The following is a 25,145-nucleotide window of genomic DNA, read 5'->3' as shown; positions in this document are numbered from 1 at the left end:
GAGGCGCGGGGGCCTGGGGGCAGCGCCCCCGGCAACGGCCCCGCACGCACCCACCCACCGCGCCCCCACGCACCGGCACCGGCACCGGCACCGGAACCCGCACCCGCACCGCCCCCACCCCCCGCGTTTGCGCGCGCGCCCCCCGGGCAGGCCCCCGGCGAAGGCCCGGCCCCGCCCCGCCCCGCGCCAAACCACACGGCTCCCGGCAGGGCAGGCACGGTGACCCCGCCGATTTCCGGCCACCCACCACCCCCACCCCACCCCGCCGGCCAGGCAAAGGTCACGGCGGCATAACGTACGGATAACGCCCCGTTACGCCCAGGTACAAACCCCCCCAACCGCACCGGCCCGCCCGCCACGGTTCACCGTCCGTTCACCGAGGGCCGTCGACCGCTTCACCTGTTCTGCCTAATTTCGGTACCGCAAGGTGCGAGCGGGGCCGAAAAGCCCACCACCCGCACCCCGCCGACCCGTAGTCCTCTTCGCACGCCGCCCCGACACAGAAAGCGGCCGGCGGCTTCTGGAAGGAACACCCGAAAGTGAAGCTTCAGCGCAAGAGCATGCTTCGTGCCTCCGCCCTCGGGGCGCTCGTCGTGTCCGGCGCCCTGGTCCTCACGGCGTGCGGCTCGGACGACAACACCAAGGCCGACTCCTCGGCGAGCGGCAAGGCCTCGGCTCCCGCGCCCGGCGACGTCAAGTGCGAAGGCGCCAAGGGCAAGCTGCTCGCCTCCGGCTCGTCCGCTCAGAAGAACGCCGTGGACGTGTGGGTGAAGAACTACATGGCCGCCTGCTCGGGCGTCGAGGTCAACTACAAGTCCTCCTCCTCCGGCGAGGGCATCGTGGCCTTCAACCAGGGCACCGTCGGCTTCGCCGGCTCGGACTCCGCGCTGAAGCCCGAGCAGGTCGAGGAGTCGAAGAAGATCTGCACCGGTGGCCAGGGCATCAACCTGCCCATGGTCGGCGGCCCCATCGCGATCGGCTTCAACGTCGCGGGTGTGGACAAGCTGAACCTGGACGCCGCCACGATCGCCAACATCTTCAACGACAAGATCAAGAAGTGGGACGACGAGGCGATCAAGAAGCTGAACCCCGGCGTCACGCTTCCCGGCACCGCGATCCAGCACTTCCACCGCTCCGAGGACTCGGGCACCACCGAGAACCTCGGCAAGTACCTCAAGGCCACCGCCGGTGACGCCTGGCCGCACGACCCCGCGAAGAAGTGGCCGGCCCCGGGTGGCCTCGGCGCCTCCGGCTCCTCCGGTGTCGCCTCGCAGGTCAAGGCCGTCGACGGCGCGATCGGTTACTTCGAGCTCTCCTACGCCGCGTCGCAGAACATCAAGACCGTCGACCTGAACACGGGCGCCGGCGCCCCGGTCAAGGCCACCGGCGAGAACGCCTCCAAGGCCATCGCCGCCGCCAAGGTCTCCGGCACCGGTTCCGACCTGGCGCTGAAGCTCGACTACACCACCAAGGCCGAGGGCGCGTACCCGATCGTCCTGGTGACCTACGAGGTCGTCTGCGACAAGGGCAACAAGGCCGAGACGCTCCCGACCGTCAAGTCCTTCCTGAACTACACCGCCTCGGACGCGGGCCAGAAGGTCCTCGGCGAGAACGGCTACGCCCCGATCCCGACCGAGATCAACGCCAAGGTCCGCGAAGTCATCGCCTCGCTGTCCTGAGTCCTCGATCCCCGGGTGCCGGCCGACTCCCGTCCGAGTCGGCCGGCGCCGGGGGACCCTCCCCCTCCACCCAGGGGGGTCCGGTGCATCGCCGCCAGGGGGCACGCCCCCCACACAGACCGGAAAGACCATGGCTTCCACCACACCCACCCGCATGGACACGGCTCCGCCCGTCTCCAGGAGCGAGAGGTCCACCGGCCGCGCCGGTGACAAGATCTTCGCCGGCCTCTCCAAGGGCTCCGGCATCGCACTCCTGGTGATCATGGCGTCGATCGCCGCCTTCCTCACCTACCGCGCGACCATCGCCCTGTCGAAGAACGAAGGAAACTTCTTCACCACCTTCGACTGGAACGCGTCGGCCACGCCCCCCGTCTTCGGCATCGCCGTCCTGCTCTTCGGCACCGTCGTCAGCTCGATCATCGCGATGGTCATCGCGGTTCCGATCGCCGTCGGCATCGCCCTCTTCATCTCGCACTACGCGCCGCGCAAACTGGCCACGCCGCTGGCGTACGTGGTCGACCTGCTGGCCGCCGTCCCCTCGATCATCTACGGCATCTGGGGCGCCCTCTTCCTCGTCCCGCAGCTCGGCGGACTGAACCTCTGGCTCGACGAGTACCTGGGCTGGACGTACATCTTCGACAAGAGCCAGCCCGGCGTCGCCCGCTCGCTGTTCACCGTCGGCATCCTGCTCGCGATCATGATCCTGCCGATCGTGACCAGCGTCAGCCGCGAGGTCTTCCTCCAGGTCCCGCGCATGAACGAGGAGGCCGCCCTGGCCCTCGGCGCGACCCGCTGGGAGGTCATCCGGATGTCGGTGCTGCCCTTCGGCCGCTCCGGTGTCATCTCCGCCTCCATGCTCGGCCTCGGCCGCGCCCTCGGCGAGACCATGGCCGTCGCGACCGTCCTGTCCCCGAGCTTCCTGATCTCCGGCCACATCCTCGACCCGGGTGGCGGCACCTTCGCGCAGAACATCGCCGCGAAGTTCGACGAGGCCAACGAGTTCGGTCGGGACGCCCTGATCGCCTCCGGCCTGGTCCTCTTCCTCCTGACCCTGCTGGTCAACGGCGCGGCCCGGCTGATCATCGCCCGCCGCAAGGACTTCTCGGGGGCGAACGCCTGATGAGCCACACCCTCCAGGACCAGCGCCCCGCCCGGGCCCGCAAGTCCGTCGCCCCCGCCACCCTGACCCGCGGCGGCCTGCCCCGCTGGGCCCCGGCCGGCATCGCGACCCTCTCGATCGTCCTCGGCAGCGGCATCGGCCTCGCCTTCGGCCTCGACAGCAGGATCCAGTGGGGTCTGCTCGCGGCGCTGCTCTTCGTCACCGTCACGTACGTCGCCAGCTCGGTGATCGAGAACCGCCGCCAGGCCAAGGACCGGGTCGCGACCTCCGTCGTCTGGGTCTGCTTCGTCCTCGCGGTCCTCCCGCTGCTCTCGCTGCTGTGGACCACCATCAGCCGCGGCATGAAGGTCCTCGACGCGGCCTTCCTCGGCCACTCCATGAACGGCGTGACCAGCTTCGAGGCCGGCGGCGGCGTCTACCACGCGCTGCTCGGCACCATCGAACAGGTCGCCCTCGCCACCGCGATCGCCGCGCCCATCGGCCTGCTGACCGCCGTCTACCTGGTCGAGTACGGCCGGGGCGCGCTCGCCCGGTCGGTCACCTTCTTCGTCGACGTGATGACCGGCATCCCCTCCATCGTCGCGGGCCTGTTCATCCTGACGACGTGGAACCTGATGCTGGGCTTCGGTCCCTCCGGCTTCGCCGGCGCGATGGCCCTGTCGATCCTGATGATGCCCGTGGTGGTCCGCTCCACCGAGGAGATGCTCAAGCTCGTCCCGAACGAGCTGCGCGAGGCCGCCCTGGCCCTCGGCGTGCCGAAGTGGCGCATGATCCTCAAGGTCGTGCTCCCCACCGCGATCGGCGGCATCTCCACCGGTGTGATGCTGGCCGTCGCCCGCATCGCCGGCGAGACCGCGCCGATCATGCTGCTGGTCTTCGGCTCGCAGCTCATCAACGGCAACCCCTTCGAAGGCGCCCAGTCCTCGCTCCCCCTCTACATCTGGGAGCAGTACAAGGTCGGCAGTGAAGCCTCCTACGACCGGGCCTGGGCGGCGGCCCTCGTCCTGATCGCCTTCGTCATGATCCTCAACCTGGTGGCCCGCGGCATCGCCCGCTGGAAGGCCCCGAAGACCGGTCGCTGACGCGACTCATGAAAGCGATGTGACCCCTCATGGCCAAGCGAATCGACGTCAGCGGCCTCTCCGCCTTCTACGGCACCCACAAGGCCATCGACGACATCTCGATGACCGTGGAACCCCGCTCCGTGACGGCCTTCATCGGCCCCTCCGGCTGCGGCAAGTCCACCTTCCTGCGCACCCTCAACCGCATGCACGAGGTCACCCCCGGCGGCCGTGTCGAGGGCAAGGTCCTGCTGGACGACGAGAACCTGTACGGCCCCGGCGTGGACCCGGTCGCGGTCCGCCGCACGGTCGGCATGGTCTTCCAGCGCCCGAACCCCTTCCCCACCATGTCGATCTTCGACAACGTGGCGGCCGGCCTTCGCCTGAACGGCTCGTTCAAGAAGGCCGAGCTGGCGGACATCGTCGAGAAGTCCCTCCAGGGCGCCAACCTCTGGAACGAGGTCAAGGACCGCCTGAACAAGCCCGGCTCGGGTCTCTCCGGCGGCCAGCAGCAGCGCCTGTGCATCGCCCGCGCCATCGCGGTCGAACCCCAGGTCCTGCTGATGGACGAGCCCTGCTCCGCGCTCGACCCGATCTCCACCCTCGCGATCGAGGACCTGATCGGGGAGCTCAAGGAGCGCTTCACGATCGTCATCGTGACGCACAACATGCAGCAGGCGGCCCGCGTCTCGGACCGCACCGCATTCTTCAACCTCGCCGCCGTCGGCCGGCCCGGCAAGCTCGTCGAGATAGACGACACGGACCGGATCTTCTCCAACCCGTCCGTCCAGGCGACCGAGGACTACATCTCGGGCCGCTTCGGCTGAGTCCCGACCCCCGGATGTACCGAGAAACGTCCCGCGGTGCTGCATGGCGGTGCCACCGTGAGGCGAAAGAAAAAGGGCCGGCTCCCCCTGGGTGGGGGGAGCCGGCCCGCTTTCGTGTCGCGCCCGGTGCGCCGTCGTCGCGTCGACGACCGCGCCCGCGGCGGCCAGGGGCCCGTCTTTCGGATCATGCCGGGCTCGCGGGGCCTGGCACGCACCCTGATCCGGCCTGATCCAAAAGCCAGGCCCTAGTTCACGAAGGCCAGGTTCACGATCCAGAAGCTCACCGCGGCGACCAACGCGGCCGCCGGCATGGTGATGAACCAGCCCAGGATGATGTTCTTGGCGACGCCCCAGCGGACCGCGTTCACCCGCTTCGTGGCGCCCACGCCCATGATCGCCGAGGTGATCACGTGGGTGGTGGAGATCGGCGCGTGGAAGAGGTACGCCGAGCCGAACATGATCGAGGCGCCGGTGGTCTCGGCCGCGAAGCCCTGCGGCGGATCCAGCTCGATGATCTTGCGGCCGAGGGTGCGCATGATGCGCCAGCCGCCCGCGTACGTGCCCAGCGACAGCATCACGGCGCACACGAGCTTGACCCAGACCGGAATGGCGTCGCCCGCGCCCTGCACATCGGCGATGACCAGGGCCATCATCACGATGCCCATGGTCTTCTGCGCGTCCTGGAGACCGTGGCCGAGGGCCATGCCCGCCGCGGAGACGGTCTGGGCGATGCGGAAGCCGCGCTTGGCCTTGTGCGGGTTGGCGCGGCGGAACATCCACAGGATGGCGACCATCACCAGGTAACCGACGACCAGACCCACCACCGGCGAGACGAACATCGGGATGACGACCTTGTCGACCACGCCGGTCCAGATGACCTCCGTGCCACCGGCCAGCGCCGCGCCGACCATGCCGCCGAACAGCGCGTGCGAGGAGGACGAGGGCAGACCGAAGTACCAGGTGATCAGGTTCCAGACGATCGCGCCGACCAGCGCCGAGAAGAGGATCCACATGCCCCGCGTGCCGTGGGGCGTCTCGATCAGGCCCTCGCTGACGGTCTTGGCCACGCCGCTGCCCAGGAAGGCGCCGGCGAGGTTCATGACCGCGGCCATCGCGAGCGCGGCGCGCGGCGTCAGCGCGCGCGTCGAGACCGAGGTCGCGATCGCGTTCGCCGAGTCGTGGAAGCCGTTGGTATAGGTGAAGCCGAGCGCGACACCGATGGTCACGATCAGAGCAAAGGTGTCCACGAGGTTCAGGACTCCTTGACCGCGATGGTCTCCACCGTGTTCGCGACGTGCTCGAACGCGTCGGCGGCCTCTTCGAGGACGTCGACGATCTGCTTGAGCTTCAGCACCTCCATGGCGTCGTACTTGCCGTTGAAGAGTTGCGCGAGCAGCTTGCGGTGGATCTGGTCGGCCTGGTTCTCCAGACGGTTGACCTCGATCCAGTACTCGGTCAGGTTGTCCATGGTGCGCAGGTGCGGCATGGCCTCGGCGGTCAGTTCGGCCGCCCTGGCCAGTACCTCGATCTGCTGCTCGACGCCCTTGGGGAGTTCCTCCACGTTGTAGAGGACGACCAGGTCGACCGCCTCCTCCATGAAGTCCATGATGTCGTCGAGGCAGGACGCCAGGTTGTAGATGTCCTCGCGGTCGAACGGCGTGATGAAGGAGGAGTTCAGCTGGTGGAAGATCGCGTGCGTGGCGTCATCCCCCGCGTGCTCCGCTGCCCGCATCCGCTCCGCGATCTCGGCTCGGGCGGAGGAGTCCGCTCCGAGCAGTTCCATCAGGAGCTTCGAGCCCGTGACGATGTTGTCCGCGGATGCGGCGAACATGTCGTAGAAGCTCGTCTCCCTGGGGGTCAGACGAAATCGCACGTGAGGTCCTCGGGGTGCATTGGGTTCGGTCAGGCTGATGCTAGGCGCATCCCCCGGCCACGGCTAACCGGCCGTTCCCCAGTGTGCTCCATCAGGCAGAGTGGGCGACCACGGACCCCTGCCGTACGGTCGGGGCCCGGTATCCTATACCCATGAGGGGTATACATCCCTCGTTCCGGACCACGGGAGGACGCATGACGACCATCGAGGCGGAGGGCTCCGGAGCGGACGCCGGCGCCGACGCGGCCCCGGTCGCGGCGGTGCACGGCTATCACCACCAGAAGGACGAGCACCTCAAGCGCCTGCGCCGGATCGAGGGCCAGATCCGCGGTCTGCAGCGCCTCGTCGACGAGGACGTCTACTGCATCGACATACTCACGCAGGTCTCGGCGAGCACGAAGGCCCTCCAGTCCTTCGCGCTCCAGCTGCTGGAGGAGCACCTGCGGCACTGCGTCGCGGACGCCGCCGTCAAGGGCGGGGCCGAGATCGACGCCAAGGTCGAGGAAGCCACGAAGGCGATCGCCCGCCTCCTGCGGACCTGATCCCGGACCCGGGGGCCGCGGGGGCCCGCCCCCGCGCCGCCCACCATCCGCGATCCGTCACCGCCGCGGGTTTGCCGACCGGTTCGTCACGGGTATCCGATGCCCAGCAGAACCTCGTCGATCCGGTCCTGGCTCAGCCGCTCCTCGACCGCCGCCGAGGCCGCGATGATCAGCTCGCCGCACAGTTCGATCTCGGCGAGCGCCACGTGGTCCTGCACCGTCGTACCGCCTGCGGGAGTCACGCGCGCCACCTCTCTCTGCCGCCATCGCCCGTCGGCGCTCGGCTTCCCAGCGTAGGGAGCGCACGCCGCCGCGCGCATGACACGGATGGACCATTTCCGGATACCGGGCCATGGCCCACTCGCATGGTCTGGACCACGCGATCCGACTATCCGGCGATCTTCCCGGCGAAAATGTCCCCGCTTGCGGGCAATACGACGGTCACCGGAGTCCCGAACCCGTAGAGCAGCGTCGTCGAGGAGACATCGATCACGCCATTGTTGACATAGGTGAAACGGTGCCGGACCTTCCGCAACCGACCCTCCTCGTCCAGGTAGGCGTCGAAGGGCACCGTGTCCGTGCCGAACCCTTTCGCCGCCGCTTCGAGCGCCCCCTTGACCCCCGGCGACGCGCTCCGCGCTGCCCGCCCGATGTCCGTGACCCCCCGGTAGTGCCGCACCTTGGTGCCCGCCACCTCGGTCTTCCCCACGTACGTCACCTCCTGCGCGCCCCGCAGCAGCTCCACCGCGGCGAGCGGATCGGTGGCCCCGCCCGTGACCAGGTTGCCGTCCGCGAGGGTCGTCGTGTCGACGCGGACCCACTTGTCGTCGGGGACGCCCGCGCCCCGGTTCTTCATGTAGAGGGCGCCCGGGACCAGGAGTTCGGTGATGGGCCGGTGTTCGGCCTTGCCCGCCGCGTCGGCCGGCAGCATCACCAGCAGTTGACCCATCCGACGCTCGAAGTCGACACCGCCCTCGCCCCGGATGGTGACCCTGGTCCCGCCGGTGGCCATCTCCATCGCCGTACGGGCCCGCGCGCTACCGGTCGCGTCCAGCACGTCGGCGGCGCCGCGCACCACCGCGCCCGGGTCCTGCGGGGCCCGGTCGTCACTGCCGGCGGCGCTTCCGCATCCGCTCATCGCGGCCACGGTCATCGCCACCGCGACGCCGATCACCGCCTCACCGGCACGTCCTCGTCTGCGCATGTGCTGGTGCACCACCATCGCCTGCCAACCCCCAACGCGTGACAGCTGTTTGCCCGAGGCCCCCGCCCGCTCCGCTTAACGAGGTCCGGGGTTTCCCGTCACGGCCCGAGACAGTGCCGCGGGCCGGCGGAGCCCGGTACCGTGGAGGAGTGGACCCGCACACCAAAGCGACTCCGAGCATTCCGCTTGCCGCCGTGCCGCAGCCTCGTCATCCCGAGGAGCCCGTGCGAAAGCCCCCGATCGACCACACCACGGACACGGCCGAACGCGGCTCGTTCTGCCTGGCCGTCTGCACCTGCGGCTGGACCGGACCCGCCCGCCGCTCCCGCGACCTGGCCCGGAAGGACGCCACCCGGCACACGGCGGGATAGGCCGACACGCGCGCCCTGCGACCGGGCGTGTCGCCCGTTCGGACGGCCCGGCTGGCCGAGCGGCCCGCGACCGGATGCCCTGGACTCATGCCAGGACCCGCACCCCGCCTCGCGGCCCTCCTCTGGGCCCTGCTGCTCACCGCCCTCCCCCCCGCCGCGGCCTGGGCCCGGCCGGTGGGATCGGCGGACGGGCCGGCCGACGTGGCGTTGGCCGTCGGGGTCACCACGGCGGCGGCCGTGGCCACGGGCCTGTGGCTGCGCTCGCGCTACCGCCGGGACGAGGCCGAGGAGGACCGGGGCGCCGAGAGCGGCGACCCTTGAGCCCCCGCCCCCGCCCGAGGGCGGTCCGGCTCTGCTACGGCGCGTCCGCGCTCTGCCTGCTGGCGGCGGCGCTCCTCGCCCTGTGGGACGGCCACGTCTGATCGGGACGGCCACGTCCGATGACGGGCGGTCGGTATGCCGCCCCTGCCCCCACCGCCCCGCGCCGGAGCCCGTGACGGCCCCCGATCGAGAGCCGTCACGTCGTCACGCCGCCAGGTCGCTCTCGTGCGGCCTCTGCGCCAGTTCCACGGGCCGGGCCACGACCCGTTCCCCGGCCCGTACCAGCCACCGGGCCCGCGGCCAACGAACCACGGCCCGCACCACCGGGGTCAGCAGCGCCGCCGCGGCCGGCGCGAGCAGCAGGACGACGGCGGTGCCGAGCGCGAGCCCCCCGATCACGTCCGTCGGGTAGTGGACGCCCGTGTACACCCGGCACAGGCCTTCGAGGAGCGCCAAGCCGATCCCGATGAAGCCGATCCTGCGGTTGGCGATGAAGAGCCCCACCGCCAGCGCCATCGTCATCGTGGCGTGGTCGCTCACGAACGAGAACTCCGCGCCCCCGAGCCGCGCGGCCGGTCCCGAACCGGAGCCCAACACCTCCAGGCCCTCGTGCTGGAGGAACGGCCTCGGCCGGCCGACGAACCCCCGCAGCGGGACGTTCAGCAGCAGCGCGATGCCGGCCGCAAGCGGCGCCCACACCAACGCGACGAAGGAATCGACGGCCGTCGCCTCGTCCAGCCGGCGCGCACCACGCCAACACCACAGGACCAGCAGCACCATCGCGAGCGGAAGTCCGTACTCGCCGACGAGGCCCACCGCCCGGTCGAGCCCGTCCGGCGCGTGCCGCGCCAGGCCGTTGATCCCGTACAGCAGGCTGACGTCCACATTCGGCCCACCGGTCGCGAGTCCAGCCATGGCGATGCGGCCCCTTGCTTGCCTAGGTCCCCTGCGGACGCACGCGATGCACGCCCCTTCAACCCCCGGTCGATCAGCCCTCGTGCCCATGGAACGCCCGTTCTGGCCACGGGGTTCCACTCTCCACCGAATGATCACTCCAACGTTACCCAAGAGTGACTCATCGTCGCAGCTCAGGGCCTTGACTTAACAGAGCGTCACGAGGCTGCCCCGGCAACCGCGGCACGCTCCGGAAGAGCCTCCGCGCCGTCCTTGGTCACCCGCGTCGCACCGAAGTAGTCCGGGGTGTCGATCTTGTCGAAGCGGATCACCGCGCCGGTGAACGGAGCGTTGATCATGTAGCCGCCGCCGACATACAGCCCGACATGCCGAATGTCCCGAGAGTTCGTCAGGTCATCGGAGAAGAAGACCAGATCACCGGGGAGGAGTTCGTCGCGCGAGGGATGCGGGCCCGCGTTGTACTGGTCGTTGGCGACGCGCGGCAGCTCGATGCCCACCGTCTCGTACGCCGCCTTCGTCAACCCCGAGCAGTCGAAGCGCCCGTTCTGGTCGGGCGTCCCGTTGCCGCCCCACAGATAGGGGGTGCCCAGCTGCTTCTGCGCGAAGTAGATGGCTCCCGCGGCCTGCTGGGACGGGGCCACCCTGCCGACGGGCCGTTCGAAGCTCTTGGCCAAGGTGGTAATCGTCTTTACGTACCCCTGGGTTTCCTTGTACGGGGGCACCCCCTGGTACTTGATGACCGCGTACGCCCCCGCGTTGTACGCCGCGAGCATGTTGCCCGTCGCGTCACCGGGCACCCGCGCCACGTCCTTCGCCAATTCGCAGTCGTACGAAGCGGCTGACGGGATGGCGTCGTTGGGATCCCAGATGTCCCGGTCCCCGTCCCCGTCCCCGTCGACTCCGTGACCCGCCCAGGTACCCGGGATGAACTGCGCGATCCCCCGCGCGTCCGCCGGACTGACGGCGCTCGGGTTCCAGCCGCTCTCCGAGTACAACTGGGCCGCGAGCAACGCCGGGCTGATCGCCGGACAGAGCGTGCCCCATTTCTGTACCAGCGCCTGGTACTTGCCCGGCACCGCGCCCTTCGCGAGCCCCAGCGCACGACCGCCGGCGCCGCCCCCCGCCAGGCCGGCCGCCGCCGAGTACGTCCCCACGACGAGCAACACGAGGAAGCTCAGGGCCAGCCCGATCCCGATCCCGCCTGCCATCCAGAATCTGCGCACCCGTCAACCCTCCCCCATCGTCGCCACTTTCGAGCGACCTCCGCCCGTGTCGCCGTTTCCGCTAGCCCACTCGGAAGCCGTTGCACGCGATGGGCGTATACCGCCCGGCCCCATCCTCGACGCGGTAGAACACCACCGTCCAGTCCCCCTTGTCGGCGCTCAGGGGCACGGCCCCCGGGAAGTCGTCCGGATAGGTCAACTCGACGTGGTCGCCGGAGTCCCAGCGGGTGTACAGGTCCACGGGGGCGCTCAGGAAACCCGTCTGCCCCTTCTTGGGCGCGTGCGGTGGTTTCACCGCGATCGCCACGGGATAGGACGCGGGTCGCGGTCCCGGCTTGGCCCCGCGCTGCGGACGGAACCTGACCTTGGCCGTGTCCCCCGGGACCCCGTTGGTGTTCGAGGACACGGTCGAGGTCTCCATGCCCCGGCCCGGCGGCCGGAGTTCCGCGTGCTCGTCACAGTCCCCCGCCCCGTAGCGGGCCATCTCCGCATCGGTGGACAGCTTCCACCGGAAGTCCTCCCCGGCCCAACCGCCCCCCTTGCCGGGCTTCGCGGTGTTGCCGGGTTGCACGGTGCCCGAGGCCGGCGGGCCGGACCCGGAGACGGCCGGCGCCCCGCTCCCGGGGGTCCGGCCGGCGTCCCCGCCCCCGCCCTCCCCGAACGGGAACTGCCAGAAGAGGACCGCCCCCGCCGCGACCAGGACGGCCCCCGCGGCCGCCCGGAGGCCGCCCCGCCGACCGGACCGGGGCGCGGAACCCGCGTGCGGCGTGGCCGGCTCCCCGCCGGCGGGCGGTGGGGCGGCCCCGGTGGGCGGGGCGGTGTCGTCCAGCCGGCGCGTCGGGGAGCCGGCCCCGGGCGGCGCGTCCGTCACCGCATCCGCCACCGCGCTCGCGCCCGGCGCGCGCCCCGGCGCCGCCGCCAGTTCCGCGTACACCGGGTCCTCCACCAGCGCGCCCCGCACCCCGCAGCGCCGGATCACCTCCGCCGGTTCCGGCCGGTCCGCCGGGTCCTTGGCCACGCAGTCCTCGATCAGGGCCGCCAGCCCCGGCTCGACCCCGGCCAGGTCGATCCCCTCGTACACCGACCGGAACCCCACGCTCGCCGCCGCCCCGCCGCCGAACGGCGGTCTCCCGGTGGCCGCGTACGCCAACGTCGCGCCCAGCGCGAACACGTCCGCCGCCGCCCCCGCGACCCCGCCCACCAGCACCTCGGGCGCGGTGAACCCCGGGGTGCCGGGCGTGCGGCCCGCCTCGGTCAGCGGGGTCGACCCCACGCCGTGCGCGATCCCGAAGTCGATCAGCTGCGGCCCCTGCGCCGCCAGGATCACGTTCTGCGGCTTCAGGTCCCGGTGGGTGACCCCGTACGCGTGCACGCTCGCCAGCCCCTCCGCCAGCGCCGCCCCCAGCCCCCGGCAGGTGTCCGCCGGCAGCGCGCCACGCCCGCGCACGGCGTCGGCGAGCGTCGGACCCGCGACGTACTCGGTCGCCAGCCAGTACGGCGCCGCCTCCAGCGAGGCGTCGATCAGATTCGCCGTGTACGCCGAGCGAACGGCCCGTACGGTCTCCACCTCGCGACGAAACCTGGCCAACGCCTCGGGATGCCCGACGATCTCGTCCCGCACCACCTTGACGGCCACCAGCCGGCCCCCGGGCGAACGCCCCAGGTACACCCGCCCCATCCCCCCGGCCCCCAGCCGGGCCACCAGCACGTGCAGGCCGATCCGGTCGGGGTCGGCCTCTGTGAGCGGCTCCATCCGGCTGAGCCTGCCATACCGACTACCGTGCGCGGCAGGGGGGTTGGCGGCTAGCGCGCGGCGACGAAGAGACTCTGCGCGCCCCTCCCGATCGGCCCCTTCTCATCGTGCAGCCGGGCGTCCGCGAGCCCGATCCCGGCGCCGTCCACGCTGGTCCGGGCCTCCACGCAGACCCATTCGGCCACCGGGTGGCGGTGCAGGTGGACGGTGAGGTCGCCGTTGACGAAGACGAACCGCTCGAAGTCCATCACGGAACTGATGCCGTTGCCGGAATCGGCCGCGATCAACACCCGGTCCAGCGGAGCCGTCTCCTCCCCGGCGATCAACGGCACCCGCATCCGCATCCAGCACGTCCCCGGCCCCGACTCCATGAAGGCCCCTTCGGTGAACCGGCTCTCCATCGCCGTGTGATAGCCGACCTCCCACGGCACGGGAAAGAACGGCGTCGGCCCCACCTCGCCCGGCGGGGGCACCTGCGGCCCCGGCACCACCGCGGGCACGGCCTCCGCCGCCACCCGGATCCGCAACGCCCGCGCGAGCATCACCGGCGCGGCCCCCACCGGCGCGAGGGCCACCTCGACCACCTCGGTACCGCGGCCGGACCGCAGCACGGTCGTGGTGATCTCCAGCGGGCCGATCGGCACGGGGCGCAGGATCTCGTACGTGATCCGGGCGATCCGCAGGTCCGCGCGCGACCCCGCCCGCTCCTCGACGGCCCGCCCGAGCAGCGCGGCCGGCGGACCGGCGTGCTGCGAATCCGGATCCCACGGCCCTCGCGTGTACTCGGTGGCCAGGAAACGTCCCGTGTCGACCCGCTCGAAGAAGGCCTCAGCAGCGCTCATGCCCCCGCACGCTACCGACAGGTAACCCCACGCACCAGCCCCCGCGCCGGCCCCACCCACCGCCCGACGCACAGCCCACCCGCGACCCGGACACGACACCGGACACGACACCGGACACGGCATGACCCCGCGCCGCCGCACCCGGCCAAGGCCACCCGAAATCCGCATACTTGGCCCATGGCCCCCACCGCCCTCACGCTGCGCCCCTTCCACCCCACCACCGACGCACCGGCCCTGCTCGACTGGATCACCACCGCGGCCGACCTCACCACCTGGGCCGGCCCCTCCTTCTCCTGGCCCCTGGACGAGACCCAGCTCGCCGCCTACGCCGTCGAACCCGGCCGCCACACCTGGACCGCCGTGCCCTCCCACGGGCCCGAGGCCGCCGAACCCGTCGGCCACGTCTCGTTGCGCCGCCACGACGACGCCCCCGACCACGCCCGCCTCGGCCGCGTCCTGATCGCCCCGCGGGCCCGCGGCCGGGGCTTCGGCGAGAGCCTGCTCGCCGAAGCCGTCTCCCGCGCCTTCACCGACCTGCGTCTGCGCAGCCTCGACCTGGGCGTGTTCGCGCACAACACCCCCGCCGTCCGCCTCTACGAGAAGCTCGGCTTCCGCACCGTGGAGGTCCTCAAGGACGTCGAGCGGGTGGACGGCGTCTGGTGGACCGCCCTCCAGATGCGGCTGGCCTCCCCCCACCCGTCACAATGAGGTGGTGCCTACCACGCCTGCCGACCTCACGCCCGCCGCCCCCACCCCCGCGCTGCGCGCCGACTGCGCGAACTGCTTCGCGCTCTGTTGTGTGGCCCTGCCCTTCGCCAAGTCCACCGACTTCGCCATGAACAAGGCCGCCGGAACCCCCTGCAAGAACCTCCAGGGCGACTTCCGCTGCGGCATCCACACCCGGCTGCGCGACAAGGGCTTCCAGGGCTGCACCGTCTTCGACTGCTTCGGCGCGGGCCAGCAGGTCTCCCAGATCACCTTCGGCGGCCGGGACTGGCGCGAGCACCCGGACACGGCGCGCCAGATGTTCGACGTCTTCCCCGTGATGCGGCAACTCCACGAGCTGCTCGCCTACCTCACCGAGGCCCTCACCCTGCCGGCGGCGGCGCCGATCCACGCCGACCTGCGACAGGCACTCGCCACGACCACGGCGGCCACCGGCGCGGACGCCGCCACACTGATCCCCTTCGACGTCGGCGCCCTCCGCCAGGAGATCAACGCCCTGCTCCTGCGAACCAGCGAACTGGTCCGCGCCACGTCCCCCGCCCGCAGGAAGAACCACCGCGGCGCCGACCTCATGGGCGCCCGCCTCGCCGGCGCGGACCTGCGCGGCGCCACGTTCCGGGGCGCCTACCTGATCGCCGCCGACCTCTCCGGGGCCGACCTGCGCAAGGCCGACCTGATCGGCGCGGACCTGCGCGACGCCAACCTGCGCGACGCCGACCTCCGCGAGGCCCTCTTCCTCACCCAGCCCCAACTGAACGCCGCCCAGGGGTCCCCCGCCACCCGAATCCCCCCGACTCTCGCCCGCCCCTCCCACTGGTCCTGACCCACACCCCGCACGCCCGCCCGGGGCCGCCGCCCGGCACCCGCCGAGGCCACAGGGGCGCACGGGAGCACGCGGGGGTACGTCGCCCCGTACACGCGCCGCCGTACACGTGCCCCCGCGCTCACACCGCCGCGCTCACACCGCCGCCAGGAGCTCCCGCACGGCCGCGCCGAACCCCTCCGGATCCTCCGCCCCCACCCCGCGCCCCGGCGGCAGCTCCACCACCGCCCGCACCAGGTCCGGCCGCCGACCCGCGAGCCCGTACGCGACGGCCCCGCCCGAGCCCCGCCCCCACACCACCGCCGGCCCCAACCCCAGCTCCTCCAGCACGGTGGCCGCGTCCGTCACGTACCCCTCGCGCGCCCGCTCCCCCGCCGGATCAGAGGCTCCGCACCCCGGCAGGTCGAGCCCGATGACATGCCACCCCGGCCCCGCGTCCCGGACCGAACACCCGAAGGAACCCCCGTCCCCGGGATGCCCGTCCAGCACCATCAACGGCGCCCCCGCGCCTCCGAAATCCGTATAGGCGAGCTTCCGCCCGTCCGCCGCCCGCACCACCCCCGGCAGCGGCCCCAGTCTGTCGATCACCCGCCGCCGCAGCAGCCGGTACTCCTCCCAGCGCCTCGGCAGCCGCCCGCCCGGCCGCTTCCCCATCGGCCGACCCGGCGTGACCGTCTGCCCGAGCCGGAACTGTTCCCGCGTCAGGTCGACACACAACCCCCCGGGCAACACGTTCCAACAGTGGAACCCCTGCTGTCGCCCTTCCGACCAGACCTCACCCACCATCAACTCCCCGCCCACCAGGTCCTGGACGACGAGAGCCGTGATGTCGCAGTGTCCCCAGGCCGGATTCCCGGCCGTCCACGGCGCCCGCTCCACGTCGTCGGGCGAACAGGTCTCGGCCGACCATCCCGCCCGGATGGCCGCCTCAAGGTCCGCGAGAGTCCAAGGAGTCGTCATTCCCCCAGCCTGACGCACCCCACTGACAGCGGGCCCGCCCTCCACCACACCACCCGCGCCGGCGCCGCGATCCGGCTCGTGCCCCGCCTCGCGGCACCGACGACGGGCGTCCCCGGATCAGGGCCTGATGAGCGGCGTCCACCCGCTCGGGCAGGTGAGCAGTCCGCTCGCCACGTAGGTGCAGGTGTTCTCGAACACGTTCCCGTCGGTGGTCAGCACCTTGACGTGCGCGGCCACGTCCAGGATGTTCAGCGACACCCCGCACGCGTTGCGCGGGAACCCGGGATTCGCGGCGGTGGCGAGGTCCTTCCAGACGTACGGCCCGTTCTCCGTGACCACGCTCGTGGTCCGACGGCCCAGGAACGCTTTGCCCCGCGTCACCACCGCGCTGAACTCCAGGGCGAACCGCCCCTGCGCCGTGTCGACACCCACGCAGGGCTGCGCCGGACCCCGGTCGCCCTTGGGCCCCCGATCGCCCTTCGGCCCGCGGTCGCCCTTGGCCCCCTTCGGCCCCCGCGCTCCCGTACAGCCGCTCGACGGCCCGGAAGCGGCGGACTTCAGCACCTTGGCCTTCAACCTCGCGCAGCCGTCACCGCCCGCGGGCGCCGCCACCACGGCGGTCGACCCGTGCGCGACAGCCATCGCCGGAGCCGAAACCCCGGACAGCGCGAACGCCAGCGGCACTGCGATACCGCCGGCCAACCACACACGCCGACCCGACTTCACTGCGGAACCCATCCCTGCTCCTTGCGTCGTCCAACCGAACGGGGTGGAGCATCCCTCGCAACCTCGAGCGCAAATGGAACGACTGACGGAATGTCGGACATGTGTCAGCGGTACGGCCCAACGACACGCCGCCCCGTTGAGCCGAACGGCCGCCGTACACCCGACCCGGAGACCGGCCGCCCGCACGGCGAGACGACAATCATTGCCCGGCGTCAACCCCCGTGATACACAGAGTGACCTGGTCAGAGCGTTCCGGTGGGGCACAGACCGCGAGCTCGGGTAAAGAGAGCCGCCAAGTCGGCGACGGCGGCGGTTTCATCAGCGAAGATAGTGCGTGACCCATGCCGTCGGGCACGGGCTACCGGAACTACCCATACAGGGGCGGTGAGTTACATGATCCTGGCAGCCGAAAAGGGCGACATCACCACCATCATCGGCGGAATCGCCCCGAACTGGGGGCCGTTCGGCAGTCTCGGCAACGAAGCGAAGGTCATGATCGAAGTGGTCATGGCCATCGCGATCCTCCTCTGCCTCGGCATCGCCATCTGGGGCGCCGCCAAGCAGCGCATCGGAGCGACCGCACTGCGCGACACCTTCAGCGCGGAACAGGGCAAGGGCCTGATCGTGGCCGGCCTCACGGGCGTCTTCATCATCGGCTCCCTGGGCACCCTCTTCACGATCGTCTACGGAATGGCCGTCTAGCCGTGCCGCCCGCCGGCCGTCGTACCTGATGGCGAATCACCACACCGCGTCCACGCGGGAACGAGCGCTACCGTCGTACGAGGCGGAGGGGGCGGACACGCAATGAGCAACGACGACCACTACGGCGGCGGCGGCCACGGCGAAGTGGGCGGCACGGGCCAAACCCGTACCCGCCTTCCGGACTCCCCCTCGGACCCCTACGGCACCCCCCGCCGCACCCCCCGCCCGTCCCGCGGCCTCATCACCGCGGTCGGCGTGGTGGTCCTCCTCATCGCCGCCATCGCGTTCGCGAACCAATCCCCGGACGCCCCCGCGAACACCGCGACGAACAAACCCCCGACCGACGCCGCCACCAGCCCCACCGGCACCCAACCGGTCACCGGCAAGTCCAACGGCATCCCGAAGGGCTTCTCCCAGGACGAACAGGGCGCCCAATCGGCGGCAGCGAACTACGCGGTGGCCCTGGGCTCAGACGGCATGTTCGACAGCAACCGCAGGCGCGGCATCATCCAGGCCGTCTACCTGCCCGAGGTGGCCGCAGCCCGCCAGGGCGAACTCGACCGCCTCTACTCGGATCAGGGCTTCCTGTCCCGCATCGGCCTCGAGGCCGGCGGCAAGGCCCCCAAGGGCCTGATGTTCGTCTCCCGCGCCAACCCCGCCGGCACCAAGGTGGAGAAGTTCAGCGGCGACACCGCCAGCGTCTCCGTCTGGTCCTCGACTCTCTTCGGGCTCACGGGCGAGGGATCGAAGAACCCGGTTTCAGAGAGCTGGCACACCAACACGTTCGAGCTCAAGTGGGCCAACGGCGACTGGTGGGTCACCGACTTCTCACAGCAGGACGGCCCGGCCCCCGTGGGCCGGGATCAAAGGGCGGCCACCGCCGAGGAGATGTCCGCAGCCGTGTCGCAGTTCGGAGGGCTCACCTATGCGCGCTAGCCGTCGTGGCACGTCCCTCATGGCCATCCTGACTCTCGTGCAGACCAGCGCGGTCCTCCTGGCCACCCGGGCTGCCGCCGCCCCCACGCCTACGCCCTCCGGGACGCCCTCACCAAGCAAGTGCGAGGGAGTCGTCGGCCCCCTCAAGGAATCGTGCGAACGCAGCGTCGGGGGCGAAACCCCGAGCGGCACCGCGGGCACGGGGCTCTCCCCCGCGAACCCCACCGACGCCCTCAACCCCCTCGCCTCCCTCGCCCGCGGCTGCGCCGACGCCGCCTCCTGGATCGTCGGCAAGCTCAGCGAGGCCATCAAGTCCACGGCCACCGTCGACTTCACCAACCCCGCCTTCCTCCAGCAGTACGCCGTCGTCTTCGCCGCGAGCACCATCCTCACCCTCGTCCTCTGGCTCCTCGCCGTCGCCAAGCGCGCCATCCGCGGCGTCCCCCTCACCACCGCCATGTCCGAGGCCATCGGATTCCTCTGGCTCACCGTCCTCGCCTCCGCCTTCACCCCGTTGATCCTCTACACCGTCGTCTCCGCGACCGACGGCGTCACCGAGGTCATCGCCGCCGCCACCGGCGGCCAGACCGACGTCTTCTTCGGTTCCTTCTCCGAGGCCCTGAAGAAGGGCGACGACATCGGCGGCGGACCGATCATGCTGATCGTCGTCGCCCTCGTCACCGTCCTCGCCGCCGGCATCCTGTGGCTGGAGCTCGTCATCCGCGCCGCCCTGCTCTACGTCGGCGCCCTCCTCGGCACGGTCGTCTACGCCGGACTCGTCGACCGCAACATGTGGGGCCACGTCCGCCGCTGGGCCGGCATCATGATCGCCGTCATCCTCGTGAAGCCGGTCATCGTCATCGTCCTCGGCCTCGCCGGCGCCCTCGCGGGCGACAAGGGCCCCAACGCCTTCTCCGCCGTCGTCTCCGGACTCGCGATCATCCTCCTGGCGATCTTCGCCTCCGCGATGATCTACCGCTTCGTCCCCGGCTTCGGCGACGAGATCGCCTCCGCCCGCTCCAACCGCAGCAAGGCCACCGACGGCGCCCAGGCCGCCGCCGTCATCAGCTCCCCGGCCTCCCTCGTCTCCCAGGGCATCAAAACCCACAGCAGCCGCGGCGGCGGCGCCCACCGCGCGAGTGGCGGAGGCGGCGGCGACGCCAACCAGATCTCCGGAGGCATGGCCGCGCACAGCAGCCGAGGCTCCGGCGGCGGCCCCGGCGGCGGCTCCGTCCCCGCCGCCGCACCCCCGCCCCGCACCGGCTCGAGCACGAGGAACACAGGAGGTGACGGGCGTTGACGACCCAGTCCCACCAGCTTCACCCGATCGCGCCCCGCCGCACGTATCTCATCGGCCGCGCCCGGCCGAACGCGATCGTCGGCAAGAACCGCGAAACCGGCGAGATCGCCCTGATCATCGCCGGCGCGTTCCTCGGCATGATGAGCGGACTGCTCGTCCCCGACCTCACCCTGCGCATCGTGAGCCTGGTCGGCTTCCCCATGCTCGCCCTCGCCGCCGTGTACGTCCCGTACAAGGGCCGCACCTTCTACCGGTGGTTCGAGATCAGGCGCAGCTACAAGCGCACCCTGCGCCGCGGCACCACCTACCGCTCCGGCACCATGGAAGCCGGCATCCGCGGCTCCGACGGCCGCGAGGTCGAGGTCGGCCCGCCCCCGGGCATCGGCCGCATCAGCTGGCTCGCCGCGCCCTTCGGCCCCGACGAGATCGCCGTACTCCTGCACGCCGACCGCAGAACCGTGACCGCCGCCATCGAGATCGAGGGCCCCGGCGTCGGCCTGCGCGACAGCGAGGACCAGGAAGCCCTCGTCGACCGCTTCGGCACCCTCCTGAAGCACGTGGCGAACGGGGACGGTTTCGTCACCCGCCTCCAGATGCTCGCCCGCACCCTCCCCGCCGACCCCGACGCGCACGCCAAGGACGTCGCCCAGCGCGGGGACACCACCGCCCCCGGCTGGCTCCGCGAGTCCTACGACCAGCTCCAGTCGATGGTCTCCACCTCCTCCGAGCAGCACCGCGCGTACCTCGTCGCCTGCATGCACTACTCGCGCGAACTCGCCGCGGAGGGCCACACCATCGCCCGCGCCTCGACCCCCCACAAGGGCCGCAAGCTGGACCGCGACGCCGGCCTCGCCATCGTCATGGCCCGCGAGCTCACCGACATCTGCGCCCGCCTCGCCGAGGCCGACATCCGCGTACGCCAACCCCTCGGCCAGGGGCGCCTGTCCTCCCTCGTGCACTCCATGTACGACCCGGACCACCCCATCGACCACATCCAGGCCATGACGAAGCGCAACGCCTGGCCCGCCGAACTGGACGCGGTCGAACCCACCTACCTCCAGGCCAAGACCCGCGAGTCCTCCACCCGCGCCCCCTGGTGCCACGCCACCGCCTGGGTGAAGGAGTGGCCGATGACCCCCGTCGGCGTCAACTTCCTCGCCCCCCTCCTCGTCCACACACCGGACGTCATCCGCACCGTCGCCGTCACCATGGACCTCGAACCCACCGAGGTCGCCATCGAACGCATGCTGACGGAGAAGACCAACGACGAGGCCGACGCCAGCCGCGCCGCGAAGATGAACCGCACGATCGACCCCCGCGACATCGCCGCCCACGGCCGACTCGACCAGAGGGGTGAAGATCTCGCGAGTGGTGCGGCGGGAGTCAACCTGGTCGGGTACATCACGGTGTCCTCCCGTTCGCCCGAGGCCCTCGCCCGCGACAAGCGCACCATCCGCGCCTCGGCGGGCAAGTCCTACCTGAAGCTGGAGTGGTGCGACCGCGAGCACCACCGTGCCTTCGTCAACACCCTGCCGTTCGCCACCGGCATCCGACGTTAGCTGGAGGGAAGTGCCGCCCATGCGAGATCCCATGTCCGCTCTGACGGACGCCTTCACCAGCTTCCTGTTCGGCAAGGTGGAGACCACCCGCCTGCCCGTCCGCACCTCCACCGGACAGGCCCAGGCCGTCTACCTGCCGACCGCCGCCCCCGGGCTCGGCGACTCCGGCGTCATCATCGGCCGCGAGGTCTACAGCGGCAAGGGGTACATCTACGACCCCTTCCAGCTGTACGGACAGCAGCTCCCCGCCCCGCACTGGCTGGTCCTCGGCGAGTCCGGCAACGGGAAGTCCGCGCTGGAGAAGACCTACGTCCTGCGCCAACTCCGCTTCAAGGACCGCCAGGTCGTCGTCCTCGACGCCCAGGGCGAAGACGGTGTCGGCGAGTGGAACCTGATCGCCCAGCAGCTGGGGATAACCCCCATCCGCCTGGACCCCATCGCCGCGAACGACGACGGGATCCGCCTCAACCCCCTCGACCCGGCGATCACCACGACCGGCCAGCTCGCGCTGCTCCGGACCATCATCGAAGTCGCCATGGGCCACGGCCTCGACGAACGCTCCGGCTTCGCCCTCAAGGTCGCGCACGCCTACGTCGTCGACACGATCCGCGACCGCCAGCCCGTGCTCACCGACATCGTGGAGCAACTGCGCCACCCCGAGCCCGAGTCCGCGCAGGCCATGAACGTCGACATAGACGATGTCCGCGCCTGGGGACTCGACGTCGCCCTCGTCATCGACCGTCTCGTCGACGGCGACCTCCGCGGCATGTTCGACGGTCCCACCACCGTCGGCATCGACCTCGACGCGCCGCTGATCGTCTTCGACCTGTCCCACATCGACCGCAACTCCATCGCGATGCCGATCCTCATGGCGATCGTCGGCGTCTGGCTGGAACACACCTGGATCCGCCCGGACCGCAAGAAGCGCATCTTCCTGGTCGAAGAGGCCTGGCACATCATCAACAGCCCCTTCGTCGCCCAGCTGTTCCAGCGCCTCCTGAAGTTCGGCCGGCGCCTCGGCCTGTCCTTCGTCGCCGTCGTCCACCACCTCTCCGACGTCGTCGACGGCGCCGCCGCCCGTGAAGCCGCGGCCATCCTCAAGATGGCCTCCACCCGAACGATCTACGCCCAGAAGGCCGACGAGGCCCGCGCCACGGGTCGGGTACTCGGCCTGCCCCGCTGGGCCGTGGAGATCATCCCCACCCTCACCCCGGGCATCGCGGTCTGGGACGTCAACGGCAACGTGCAGGTCGTCAAGCACCTGATCACCGAGGCCGAACGCCCGCTCGTCTACACCGACCGCGCCATGACCGAATCCTCGGTGCAACACCGACTCCCCGACGATCTGCTGGCCGCCGAACTGGAGGCGGAGGAGCGAGCCCTCCTCATCGAACGCCACCACAACGGCCCCGGCTCCGCGACCACGGTGGCGTGACCATGTCCGACCCCAGACGTACGGATCCCCCCGCGCGGGCCGGGGGCGTCCCCGACGGGGCCCTCGTCGGCCTCCTGGCGTTCCTGCTCGGCCTCGCCGTCCTCGTCTGGTCGGCCACCGGCCTCTCCGCCCTCTTCGCCAAAGGCGCCTGGCCGGGCACCGTCACGTTCACCCGAACCCCGGACGCGGTCCGCTCCCTGATAACGGAACCCCACGACCTCGCGGGCGCCTGGCCCGAGACCGCCCCCGCGGCCCTCCCCGGCTGGGGCCTGTTCTGGGGCCTGTTCATCGGCCAGCTCCTGATCCTGCTGGTCCTGACCATCTTCACGATGGGCGTCGTCGCCCGCACCAAGGCCCGCCGCGCCCTCCTCAAACACTCCGGCCGGCTCGAGGACACACCCCCGCCCATCCCCGCCCGACCGGCCCCCCAGGCCCCTGCCGTGTTCGAGGCCCCCAATCCCGGGACCGCGCCCCACGGCAACCTCCGTACGGCCCACCACCCCGCCCCGGTCGACGAGGCCTACCGCTACGGCTTCGGCTACGCCCCGGCCGCGCCCCCCACGCCCGTACCGGCACCGGCTCCCGCACCCACGTCCGTACCGGCTCCGGCCCGCCTCGGCTACGCCGACCCCGCGGAACGCCGCACCACCGCCGCCCGGCACATCGCGGCGGCGGAAGGCGCCGTCCTCGTCGTCACGTCCTCCCCCGCACTCTGGTCGGAGACCAAGGACGCCCGGGCCAAACTCGGCCCGGTCCTCCTCTACGACCCCTCACACCTCTGCGACACCCCGGCCCGCATGCACTGGCACCCCGCGGAGGGCTGCACGGACCGGGACACCGCCGCCGCCCGCGCCCTCGCCCTCCTGGCCCCCGTACGCCCACAGGCCCGCATGGACGCCGCGGTCGCCGATACGGCGGAAACGCTCCTGCGCAGTTGGCTCCAGGCCGCCGCCCTCGACAACCGCCCGTTCAAGCAGCTGCACCGCTGGGCCCAGGGCGCCAACGCCCAAGACCCGGTACGCATCCTCCGTACGCACCCCCAGGCGGCCCCCGGCGCGGCCGGCGAACTGGAAAGCGCCCTCACCGCTTACCCCGAGCGCCGGGAACTGGCCCAGCACCTCACCGCCCGGGCCCTCTCCTGCCTCAATTCGCTCCACATCCGCGAAGCCTGCAATCCAAACCGAACGGATTCCCTCACGCTGGCTTCGTTCCTGACCGAAGGGGGCACCCTCTATCTGGTGGGCGAGTCCCTGGAGGACCCGCGCAGCCACCCGGGTGCAATGCCCTTGCTGACCGCACTCGCCTCCAGCGTGGTCGAGCACGGCCGTCGCATGGCCGCACGGTCATCCCACGGTCGGCTCGACCCACCACTGACGCTGGTCCTGGAGGACGTGGCGGCGGTCGCCCCCATCCCCCAGCTCCCGGAACTCCTCCAGGACGACGCCCTGCCGCTGTTCGCGCTCTGCCGCAGCCGCGAACAGGCCCGCTCCCGCTGGCCCCAGGCCGCATCCGCCTTCTAACGCCCCGCCGCGGGCCGTTCCAGTACGTACTCCAGCTCGCGGGCCTCCGCGTTCGACGGCGTGCCCACCGCGACCCGGCCACTGGCCACGAACCCGAACCGCCGGTAGAAGGCCTCGGCCCGCGCGTTCTCCTCGTGGACAAAGAGCCGTACCCGCCCCAGCGCCGGCCCCTCCAGCGACCAGGCCCACTCCAGCGCGGCCTCGAACAGGGCCTCGGTCAGCCCGGTCCCCCGCTGCCCGGCCCGCACGAACACCCCCACCAGATGCCCCTGCGCCTTCTCCACGACCTCACCGAAGAAGTCGACGGTCCCGCCTTCCTCGACGAGCACGGTCACCGACCCGTCCCAGGATCCGTCGGGCGCCTCGGCAACGAACTGCCGGGCCGCCCGCCCGCTGGAGGCCCCCGCGGCCCGCCCCTGCCAGAAGGCGTCGGTCTGAGCCTCGGCATCCACCAGACTCTCAAGGAAAGCCACCGGAGCGGCCGGATCCCGCAACGCAGTGAGCCGAAGCTCCTTGACCTTCTCCCACTCGCCGGCAGTCACCGGCCGCACCCCATGCTGATTCATAGTGCGGATCAAAGCACGACACCGGTGCACCCTGCACGCAATAACCAAGACCCCGAACCTGGCGATATGGTCCGGAACGCAGAAAAGCCCCGCACCCTGAAGGGTGCGGGGCTTTCCCACAATGATTGTTCGGCGGCGTCCTACTCTCCCACAGGGTCCCC

Annotated in this window: 26 protein-coding genes; 15 read left to right on the top strand and 11 right to left on the bottom strand. The window is 71.3% G+C overall.

Annotated elements, in window-relative coordinates; translation table 11 throughout:
* Positions 1 to 539: 539 nt before the first annotated feature.
* The 4 genes from pstS to pstB all read left to right on the top strand — a co-directional run bounded on the left by pstS (position 540) and on the right by pstB (position 4,687).
* On the top strand, positions 540 to 1,679 hold the full coding sequence (gene pstS / locus ACIRO3_RS32880) for a phosphate ABC transporter substrate-binding protein PstS (RefSeq protein WP_365998370.1): 1,140 nt from the start codon (positions 540 to 542) through the stop codon (positions 1,677 to 1,679).
* A 130-nt stretch (positions 1,680 to 1,809) separates the two neighbouring features.
* A complete protein-coding gene (gene pstC, locus ACIRO3_RS32875) occupies positions 1,810 to 2,799 on the top strand; it encodes a phosphate ABC transporter permease subunit PstC (RefSeq protein ID WP_361785557.1) in 990 nt (329 codons plus the stop codon).
* On the top strand, positions 2,799 to 3,881 hold the full coding sequence (gene pstA, locus ACIRO3_RS32870; RefSeq protein WP_404142946.1) for a phosphate ABC transporter permease PstA: 1,083 nt from the start codon (positions 2,799 to 2,801) through the stop codon (positions 3,879 to 3,881). Before pstC ends, pstA begins: the two co-directional genes overlap by 1 nt.
* Positions 3,882 to 3,910: 29 nt before the next feature.
* Complete coding sequence (pstB, locus tag ACIRO3_RS32865) at positions 3,911 to 4,687, top strand: phosphate ABC transporter ATP-binding protein PstB (protein WP_365998367.1); 777 nt, start codon at positions 3,911 to 3,913, stop codon at positions 4,685 to 4,687.
* Between the two features lie 245 nt (positions 4,688 to 4,932).
* Here pstB and ACIRO3_RS32860 read toward each other — a convergent pair whose 3' ends face one another.
* Together ACIRO3_RS32860 and ACIRO3_RS32855 are read right to left on the bottom strand one after the other, a co-directional pair.
* Positions 4,933 to 5,934, bottom strand: a complete 1,002-nt coding sequence (locus tag ACIRO3_RS32860; RefSeq protein ID WP_361785549.1) for an inorganic phosphate transporter — start codon at positions 5,932 to 5,934, stop codon at positions 4,933 to 4,935.
* Positions 5,935 to 5,939: 5 nt separating this feature from the next.
* A complete protein-coding gene (locus tag ACIRO3_RS32855) occupies positions 5,940 to 6,560 on the bottom strand; it encodes a DUF47 domain-containing protein (protein WP_053675393.1) in 621 nt (206 codons plus the stop codon).
* 194 nt (positions 6,561 to 6,754) lie between these two features.
* Between ACIRO3_RS32855 and ACIRO3_RS32850 the strand changes: the two genes are divergently transcribed.
* Complete coding sequence (locus tag ACIRO3_RS32850; protein WP_365998366.1) at positions 6,755 to 7,102, top strand: metal-sensitive transcriptional regulator; 348 nt, start codon at positions 6,755 to 6,757, stop codon at positions 7,100 to 7,102.
* An 86-nt stretch (positions 7,103 to 7,188) separates the two neighbouring features.
* Here ACIRO3_RS32850 and ACIRO3_RS32845 read toward each other — a convergent pair whose 3' ends face one another.
* The gene (locus ACIRO3_RS32845) at positions 7,189 to 7,344 is read right to left on the bottom strand and encodes a hypothetical protein (protein ID WP_361785587.1); all 156 of its coding nucleotides are present in this window, start codon (positions 7,342 to 7,344) and stop codon (positions 7,189 to 7,191) included.
* Between the two features lie 146 nt (positions 7,345 to 7,490).
* On the bottom strand, positions 7,491 to 8,324 hold the full coding sequence (locus tag ACIRO3_RS32840) for a hypothetical protein (protein WP_404142942.1): 834 nt from the start codon (positions 8,322 to 8,324) through the stop codon (positions 7,491 to 7,493).
* A gap of 206 nt (positions 8,325 to 8,530) precedes the next feature.
* Here ACIRO3_RS32840 and ACIRO3_RS32835 point away from each other — a divergent pair, with 206 nt between their 5' ends.
* Both ACIRO3_RS32835 and ACIRO3_RS32830 read left to right on the top strand, forming a co-directional pair.
* Complete coding sequence (locus ACIRO3_RS32835) at positions 8,531 to 8,677, top strand: hypothetical protein (RefSeq protein ID WP_404142940.1); 147 nt, start codon at positions 8,531 to 8,533, stop codon at positions 8,675 to 8,677.
* Positions 8,678 to 8,764: 87 nt separating this feature from the next.
* Positions 8,765 to 8,998, top strand: coding sequence for a hypothetical protein (locus tag ACIRO3_RS32830; RefSeq protein WP_404142938.1), 234 nt, complete (start codon positions 8,765 to 8,767; stop codon positions 8,996 to 8,998).
* A gap of 204 nt (positions 8,999 to 9,202) precedes the next feature.
* Here ACIRO3_RS32830 and ACIRO3_RS32825 read toward each other — a convergent pair whose 3' ends face one another.
* From ACIRO3_RS32825 to ACIRO3_RS32810, 4 genes are all read right to left on the bottom strand, one after another.
* The gene (locus tag ACIRO3_RS32825) at positions 9,203 to 9,913 is read right to left on the bottom strand and encodes a phosphatase PAP2 family protein (protein WP_404142936.1); all 711 of its coding nucleotides are present in this window, start codon (positions 9,911 to 9,913) and stop codon (positions 9,203 to 9,205) included.
* A gap of 197 nt (positions 9,914 to 10,110) precedes the next feature.
* The gene (locus tag ACIRO3_RS32820) at positions 10,111 to 11,121 is read right to left on the bottom strand and encodes an NlpC/P60 family protein (protein WP_404143041.1); all 1,011 of its coding nucleotides are present in this window, start codon (positions 11,119 to 11,121) and stop codon (positions 10,111 to 10,113) included.
* Between the two features lie 76 nt (positions 11,122 to 11,197).
* Positions 11,198 to 12,889, bottom strand: a complete 1,692-nt coding sequence (locus tag ACIRO3_RS32815) for a serine/threonine-protein kinase (protein WP_404142934.1) — start codon at positions 12,887 to 12,889, stop codon at positions 11,198 to 11,200.
* 50 nt (positions 12,890 to 12,939) lie between these two features.
* Positions 12,940 to 13,731, bottom strand: a complete 792-nt coding sequence (locus ACIRO3_RS32810) for a thioesterase family protein (RefSeq protein WP_404142932.1) — start codon at positions 13,729 to 13,731, stop codon at positions 12,940 to 12,942.
* A gap of 177 nt (positions 13,732 to 13,908) precedes the next feature.
* On the opposite strand from ACIRO3_RS32810, the gene ACIRO3_RS32805 reads away from it, so the two are divergent.
* Complete coding sequence (locus tag ACIRO3_RS32805) at positions 13,909 to 14,439, top strand: GNAT family protein (protein ID WP_365998360.1); 531 nt, start codon at positions 13,909 to 13,911, stop codon at positions 14,437 to 14,439.
* 4 nt (positions 14,440 to 14,443) lie between these two features.
* Positions 14,444 to 15,280 (top strand): pentapeptide repeat-containing protein, encoded by an 837-nt coding sequence (locus tag ACIRO3_RS32800; RefSeq protein ID WP_404142929.1) that lies wholly within the window; start codon positions 14,444 to 14,446, stop codon positions 15,278 to 15,280.
* Between the two features lie 135 nt (positions 15,281 to 15,415).
* Here ACIRO3_RS32800 and ACIRO3_RS32795 read toward each other — a convergent pair whose 3' ends face one another.
* Entirely contained in the window at positions 15,416 to 16,240 is an 825-nt protein-coding gene (locus ACIRO3_RS32795) for an alpha/beta fold hydrolase (protein ID WP_404142928.1), read from the bottom strand.
* 117 nt (positions 16,241 to 16,357) lie between these two features.
* Complete coding sequence (locus ACIRO3_RS32790; RefSeq protein ID WP_365998356.1) at positions 16,358 to 16,978, bottom strand: hypothetical protein; 621 nt, start codon at positions 16,976 to 16,978, stop codon at positions 16,358 to 16,360.
* A gap of 381 nt (positions 16,979 to 17,359) precedes the next feature.
* On the opposite strand from ACIRO3_RS32790, the gene ACIRO3_RS32785 reads away from it, so the two are divergent.
* The 6 genes from ACIRO3_RS32785 to ACIRO3_RS32760 all read left to right on the top strand — a co-directional run bounded on the left by ACIRO3_RS32785 (position 17,360) and on the right by ACIRO3_RS32760 (position 24,418).
* Positions 17,360 to 17,668, top strand: coding sequence for a hypothetical protein (locus ACIRO3_RS32785; protein ID WP_053676383.1), 309 nt, complete (start codon positions 17,360 to 17,362; stop codon positions 17,666 to 17,668).
* Between the two features lie 102 nt (positions 17,669 to 17,770).
* Positions 17,771 to 18,604: a hypothetical protein gene (locus tag ACIRO3_RS32780; protein WP_404142925.1), complete on the top strand. Its 834-nt coding sequence runs from the start codon at positions 17,771 to 17,773 to the stop codon at positions 18,602 to 18,604.
* A 19-nt stretch (positions 18,605 to 18,623) separates the two neighbouring features.
* Complete coding sequence (locus ACIRO3_RS32775) at positions 18,624 to 19,904, top strand: hypothetical protein (protein WP_404142923.1); 1,281 nt, start codon at positions 18,624 to 18,626, stop codon at positions 19,902 to 19,904.
* Positions 19,901 to 21,463, top strand: coding sequence for an SCO6880 family protein (locus tag ACIRO3_RS32770; protein WP_361785508.1), 1,563 nt, complete (start codon positions 19,901 to 19,903; stop codon positions 21,461 to 21,463). The genes ACIRO3_RS32775 and ACIRO3_RS32770 overlap by 4 nt, the downstream gene beginning before the upstream one ends.
* Positions 21,464 to 21,482: 19 nt before the next feature.
* On the top strand, positions 21,483 to 22,898 hold the full coding sequence (locus tag ACIRO3_RS32765; RefSeq protein ID WP_361785505.1) for an ATP-binding protein: 1,416 nt from the start codon (positions 21,483 to 21,485) through the stop codon (positions 22,896 to 22,898).
* Between the two features lie 2 nt (positions 22,899 to 22,900).
* Positions 22,901 to 24,418, top strand: a complete 1,518-nt coding sequence (locus ACIRO3_RS32760; protein ID WP_404142920.1) for a type VI secretion protein — start codon at positions 22,901 to 22,903, stop codon at positions 24,416 to 24,418.
* Here the strand turns inward: ACIRO3_RS32760 and ACIRO3_RS32755 are convergent.
* Positions 24,415 to 24,984 carry a GNAT family N-acetyltransferase gene (locus tag ACIRO3_RS32755; RefSeq protein ID WP_404142919.1) on the bottom strand — a complete coding sequence of 190 codons (570 nt, stop codon included), beginning with the start codon at positions 24,982 to 24,984 and terminating at the stop codon, positions 24,415 to 24,417. The two genes, ACIRO3_RS32760 and ACIRO3_RS32755, sit on opposite strands and share 4 nt — an antisense overlap.
* Positions 24,985 to 25,145: the final 161 nt, after the last annotated feature.

The organism is Streptomyces sp. NPDC102278 (genome assembly GCF_044766345.1).
Taxonomy (GTDB): domain Bacteria; phylum Actinomycetota; class Actinomycetes; order Streptomycetales; family Streptomycetaceae; genus Streptomyces.
Note: the sequence above shows the minus strand (reverse complement) of the source record. Positions and strands in the feature narration are given on the sequence as shown.

Bases quoted from the DNA above. Each gene is read 5' to 3' on its own strand.
- pstC (WP_361785557.1), top strand. From the start codon at position 1,810: ATGGCTTCCACCACACCCACCCGCATGGACACGGCTCCGCCCGTCTCC.
- pstA (WP_404142946.1), top strand. From the start codon at position 2,799: ATGAGCCACACCCTCCAGGACCAGCGCCCCGCCCGGGCCCGCAAGTCC.
- pstB (WP_365998367.1), top strand. From the start codon at position 3,911: ATGGCCAAGCGAATCGACGTCAGCGGCCTCTCCGCCTTCTACGGCACC.
- ACIRO3_RS32850 (WP_365998366.1), top strand. From the start codon at position 6,755: ATGACGACCATCGAGGCGGAGGGCTCCGGAGCGGACGCCGGCGCCGAC.
- ACIRO3_RS32840 (WP_404142942.1), bottom strand. From the start codon at position 8,324: ATGGTGGTGCACCAGCACATGCGCAGACGAGGACGTGCCGGTGAGGCG.
- ACIRO3_RS32830 (WP_404142938.1), top strand. From the start codon at position 8,765: ATGCCAGGACCCGCACCCCGCCTCGCGGCCCTCCTCTGGGCCCTGCTG.
- ACIRO3_RS32825 (WP_404142936.1), bottom strand. From the start codon at position 9,913: ATGGCTGGACTCGCGACCGGTGGGCCGAATGTGGACGTCAGCCTGCTG.
- ACIRO3_RS32820 (WP_404143041.1), bottom strand. From the start codon at position 11,121: ATGGCAGGCGGGATCGGGATCGGGCTGGCCCTGAGCTTCCTCGTGTTG.
- ACIRO3_RS32815 (WP_404142934.1), bottom strand. From the start codon at position 12,889: ATGGAGCCGCTCACAGAGGCCGACCCCGACCGGATCGGCCTGCACGTG.
- ACIRO3_RS32810 (WP_404142932.1), bottom strand. From the start codon at position 13,731: ATGAGCGCTGCTGAGGCCTTCTTCGAGCGGGTCGACACGGGACGTTTC.
- ACIRO3_RS32805 (WP_365998360.1), top strand. From the start codon at position 13,909: ATGGCCCCCACCGCCCTCACGCTGCGCCCCTTCCACCCCACCACCGAC.
- ACIRO3_RS32795 (WP_404142928.1), bottom strand. From the start codon at position 16,240: ATGACGACTCCTTGGACTCTCGCGGACCTTGAGGCGGCCATCCGGGCG.
- ACIRO3_RS32790 (WP_365998356.1), bottom strand. From the start codon at position 16,978: ATGGGTTCCGCAGTGAAGTCGGGTCGGCGTGTGTGGTTGGCCGGCGGT.
- ACIRO3_RS32785 (WP_053676383.1), top strand. From the start codon at position 17,360: ATGATCCTGGCAGCCGAAAAGGGCGACATCACCACCATCATCGGCGGA.
- ACIRO3_RS32780 (WP_404142925.1), top strand. From the start codon at position 17,771: ATGAGCAACGACGACCACTACGGCGGCGGCGGCCACGGCGAAGTGGGC.
- ACIRO3_RS32775 (WP_404142923.1), top strand. From the start codon at position 18,624: ATGGCCATCCTGACTCTCGTGCAGACCAGCGCGGTCCTCCTGGCCACC.
- ACIRO3_RS32765 (WP_361785505.1), top strand. From the start codon at position 21,483: ATGCGAGATCCCATGTCCGCTCTGACGGACGCCTTCACCAGCTTCCTG.
- ACIRO3_RS32760 (WP_404142920.1), top strand. From the start codon at position 22,901: ATGTCCGACCCCAGACGTACGGATCCCCCCGCGCGGGCCGGGGGCGTC.
- ACIRO3_RS32755 (WP_404142919.1), bottom strand. From the start codon at position 24,984: ATGAATCAGCATGGGGTGCGGCCGGTGACTGCCGGCGAGTGGGAGAAG.